Genomic DNA, 3,926 nt, shown 5'->3' on the forward strand with positions numbered 1-3,926 from the left:
TCTCTATTGAGATGCAACTTCTTGCTGGCCTGGGTGACGGAAACCCAAGACCTACGGGCAATATGTGCTCACCCGGAACCAATGTGGTTTATAAGGGCAAAATAGCAGATTCTCACTGCTTAAACTCTACCTCAAAAACATATGACGGCGATCAGTGGGTACGGGGAGAGTTGATTGTTCTTGGCGATTCTTTGATCACTCATATTATTAATGGTGATACAGTATTGCAATACTCTAAACCCCAGATCGGTGGAGGCGTAGCAAATGGATATGATCCTAAAATCAAAATAGATGGCAAATTATTAAGCAGCGGCTTTATCGCTCTGCAAAGCGAAGGCCAACCTGTTGACTTTAAAAACATCGAAATAAAAGATCTGTCTCGTGTAAAGAGACCTGCTAAGAACTAAAAGGAGTTATTCTKCTTCAACTATTACAGACACATCTTTGTCCAGTTTTACGGTATGCAGCACTTTTGTTTTGTCGCTATATACCACAAGCCTGTTTTCATCTAAGTACTGTACAAGTCTATATGGTTCAGATTTTTGAACATATCTCCATTGGGTGTAAAATTGTTCTTGTGCTAATTTTTCCTGTGGTAAGAAAGTAATGGCAACTTCAATGTCAGAAATGCTTTGAATAAAGAAACGTGCGCTTGTACATAGTGTTTTTTGAGCTTTATCATTATTTTTAAAGTCCTCAATAGCTATTTCCCTTATCGCCGATGATGATTTAGTCGGGTTCCTGTCAATAATATCTACAATAAGGTTGCTTACCTCATTTTTAGTTTTGAGATATTTCCCATTTCCTGTTTGTAGGATTTTAAAATAAATTTTAAGCGGTTTCATATTGTTTTTTTGCGATAAGGTTGATCTTAGCCTTACAAATAAATGAGTATTTGGGCGTAGTTTGAAAAAATATTGAATTAATATATCTTTAATTTATGAATAAGAACAGATTAGAAGCATTTAGTGATGGCGTTTTAGCTATTATTATCACCATTATGGTTTTGGAGCTGAAAGTTCCCCATGGAAGTTCTTTGCAGGCACTGACGCCACTTATTCCTGTTTTTATGAGTTATGTGCTCAGTTTTATCTTCGTTGGTATCTATTGGAATAACCACCATCATATGATGCAGCTGGCTAAAAAGGTTAATGGAAAGGTGTTGTGGGCTAATCTGCATCTGCTTTTCTGGCTCTCACTGTTCCCCTTTGCTACTGCGTGGATGGGAGAGAATCATTATGAAACCTGGCCAGTGGTAATGTATGGTTGTGTAATGTTTATGGCAGCCATGGCTTATTTTATTCTGGAAAGTGCATTGAAAAAGTTACATGGGCCAGATTCTGAGTTTGCGAATACATTTGGCACAACCATAAAAGACACTGTTTCCTGCTTAGCTTACGTAGTTGCAATTGGAGGCAGTTTTATAACCCCATGGGTAGGTATAGCATGTTATGTTTTTATTGCAATAATCTGGTTTATACCCGAAAGAAGAGTGGAAAAAAAGATAGCTTAACGGAGAGGCGGATAAAATTGTAATTGAAAACTATTTTATCTAAGTTTGCACAAAAAAATAAAGATACATGAGTGTTTTAGTAAATAAGGATTCAAAAGTTATTGTTCAAGGCTTTACAGGAAATGAGGGTACTTATCATGCTTCTCAAATGATTGAGAGTATTTAATACTGTAAAGGATGCGGTTGATAAGGCCGGTGCTAATGTATCTATTATATTTGTTCCCCCTGCGTTTGCTGCAGATGCTATTATGGAAGCTGCCGAAGCAGGTATTAAAGTTATTGTTTGTATTACTGAAGGTATTCCTACTAAGGATATGATTCAGGTTAAAGAATATATTTCTGACAGAGATTGCCGTTTAATCGGTCCTAACTGTCCAGGTGTTATCACTGCTGATGAGGCTAAAATTGGTATTATGCCGGGTTTCATCTTTAAAAAAGGTACTGTTGGTGTAGTTTCTAAATCTGGTACTTTAACTTACGAAGCTGTTGATCAGGTAGTAAAAGCAGGTTTAGGTATTACTACTGCTATTGGTATTGGTGGTGACCCTATCATTGGTACTACTACTAAAGAAGCAGTTGAGTTGTTGATGAACGATCCGGAAACTGAAGGTATCATCATGATTGGTGAAATTGGTGGTGGTATGGAAGCTGAAGCAGCGCGTTGGATTAAAGAAAATGGCACAAAACCTGTTGTAGGTTTTATTGCCGGTCAAACTGCTCCTGCCGGACGTAGAATGGGCCATGCGGGTGCAATTGTTGGCGGCGCAGATGATACTGCTGCAGCAAAAATGAAAATTATGGCAGAATGCGGTATTCACGTTGTAGCAAGTCCTGCTGAAATTGGGGAAGCTATGGCTGCCTTGTTAAAGAAATAATAAAGATCTTCTTGTATAATGCAAAGGCTCTGGTGATATCATTCATCGGAGCTTTTTTTATAACTGACATTATTATTACTTCAATTATGAAACCGCTGGAGGCTTTAGTTCGTACCTTGTATTAAATAATATGCAAATGAAAGCTTTAATTAATAAAACATTTATGCTAGCGGGCTTGTTAGTGATAACTAGCTTTGTAGCATGTGCGCAAAAGCCCAAAAAAGAAGAAGTCAAAAAAACAACCAATAATATGGAGTGGAATAAATTAACTAAAGAAGAAGAGGATGTAATAGTGCGGAAGGGTACTGAATATCCTGGAACCGGAGCATTGTTGAATAACAAAGAAAAAGGAACCTATATCTGCAGACGATGTAATGCACCATTATACCGCTCGGAATCAAAATTTGAATCGCATTGCGGATGGCCAAGTTTTGATGATGAAATAAAAGGAGCAGTGTTAAGAATACCTGATGCAGACGGACAGCGTACAGAAATTGTATGCGCAAATTGTAAAGCACATTTAGGTCATGTATTTTTGGGAGAAGGCTTCACATCTAAAAATACTCGTAACTGTGTGAACTCAATTTCTATGAGTTTTGTGCCCGATAAGAAATAAAATCTTTTGGAATGACATAAGTATAATGCCCGATGATAACTTGTCGGGCATTACTTGTTTATAAGTGTTTAGTTTACTTATGTTTGCACGTTCACCAACTATAGTAAATATGAAGTATTGTTTATTGTTATGCGGTATGCTGATTTCTTTTATGGGTTTTTCCCAGGATATTTCAGACGGAACGACATCAGAATCGGCCCCTGAAACAACAGCAAGATCGTCATCCAATCTATCTTCTAAATTAATCTCTAAAACCGTTTACGCTACATATTACGCAAAGAAGTTTGAAGGACGAAGAACTACAAGCGGTGTAAGGTATCGGGGTAAAAAAATGACTGCCGCTCACATGTCCTTACCATTTGGGACAATAGTAACGGTTACTAATCCAATAAATGGCAGATCTGTGGACGTCGAAATAAATGACAGAGGTCCGCATTCCAGAAAATTCAAAATAGACCTTTCTGAAGGCGCGGCAAAAGAGCTTGGGTTCTATGGAAAAGGGGTTGCTAAACTTGAAATTAGCTATCTGCCAGATACCGAGTAATTTTTAAACTTTAGGGGATATAAAGTCAGCTTTTTTAAATTATTAACATTCAAAAGTTTTTACTATCCCCTTAAAAAGAAATAATTAGCTTTTTTGGTGGTTGATTATGACTGAAATCTGATCTTTTAAACAGCCAAATCTAACAACGTGTTAACAACTTTGTTCTGCAAAAAAGGCCTCATACTTTATATTTGTTTAAGTAAAATTCTTTAATAAATCACACGTAGATTTTCAGTTAAAGGTTTAATATTTAGTTGATTAAGGTTGCCAGAGAAATTCAAGTCTTTTCAAATCTTTAAATTAAGTATGGTTTTGTCGACTGTTAGCGTTTATTAAGGGTTTTTCATAGTTCAATCATTCACTACGTTAAACAAAGGC

At 36.8% G+C, this 3,926-nt stretch carries 5 protein-coding genes and 1 pseudogene; 5 read left to right on the forward strand and 1 reads right to left on the reverse strand.

The window, feature by feature from the left end:
- Positions 1 to 407 (forward strand): 3-keto-disaccharide hydrolase (locus AC1DDX_RS26535; RefSeq protein ID WP_477622940.1); only part of this gene is annotated, 407 nt, incomplete at its 5' end.
- A gap of 6 nt (positions 408 to 413) precedes the next feature.
- On the opposite strand, the gene AC1DDX_RS26540 is transcribed toward AC1DDX_RS26535, so the two are convergent.
- Positions 414 to 845, reverse strand: coding sequence for a hypothetical protein (locus tag AC1DDX_RS26540; protein WP_477622941.1), 432 nt, complete (start codon positions 843 to 845; stop codon positions 414 to 416).
- A gap of 95 nt (positions 846 to 940) precedes the next feature.
- Between AC1DDX_RS26540 and AC1DDX_RS26545 the strand changes: the two genes are divergently transcribed.
- From AC1DDX_RS26545 to AC1DDX_RS26560, 4 genes and pseudogenes are all read left to right on the forward strand, one after another.
- Positions 941 to 1,513, forward strand: a complete 573-nt coding sequence (locus tag AC1DDX_RS26545) for a TMEM175 family protein (RefSeq protein WP_288882948.1) — start codon at positions 941 to 943, stop codon at positions 1,511 to 1,513.
- 67 nt (positions 1,514 to 1,580) lie between these two features.
- A pseudogene (gene sucD, locus AC1DDX_RS26550) lies at positions 1,581 to 2,388 on the forward strand (succinate--CoA ligase subunit alpha).
- A 136-nt stretch (positions 2,389 to 2,524) separates the two neighbouring features.
- Positions 2,525 to 3,004: a methionine-R-sulfoxide reductase gene (locus tag AC1DDX_RS26555; RefSeq protein WP_288882952.1), complete on the forward strand. Its 480-nt coding sequence runs from the start codon at positions 2,525 to 2,527 to the stop codon at positions 3,002 to 3,004.
- 109 nt (positions 3,005 to 3,113) lie between these two features.
- Positions 3,114 to 3,548, forward strand: coding sequence for a septal ring lytic transglycosylase RlpA family protein (locus AC1DDX_RS26560; protein WP_246269606.1), 435 nt, complete (start codon positions 3,114 to 3,116; stop codon positions 3,546 to 3,548).
- Positions 3,549 to 3,926: the final 378 nt, after the last annotated feature.

Source organism: Pedobacter sp. 10L46_2, assembly GCF_056395165.1.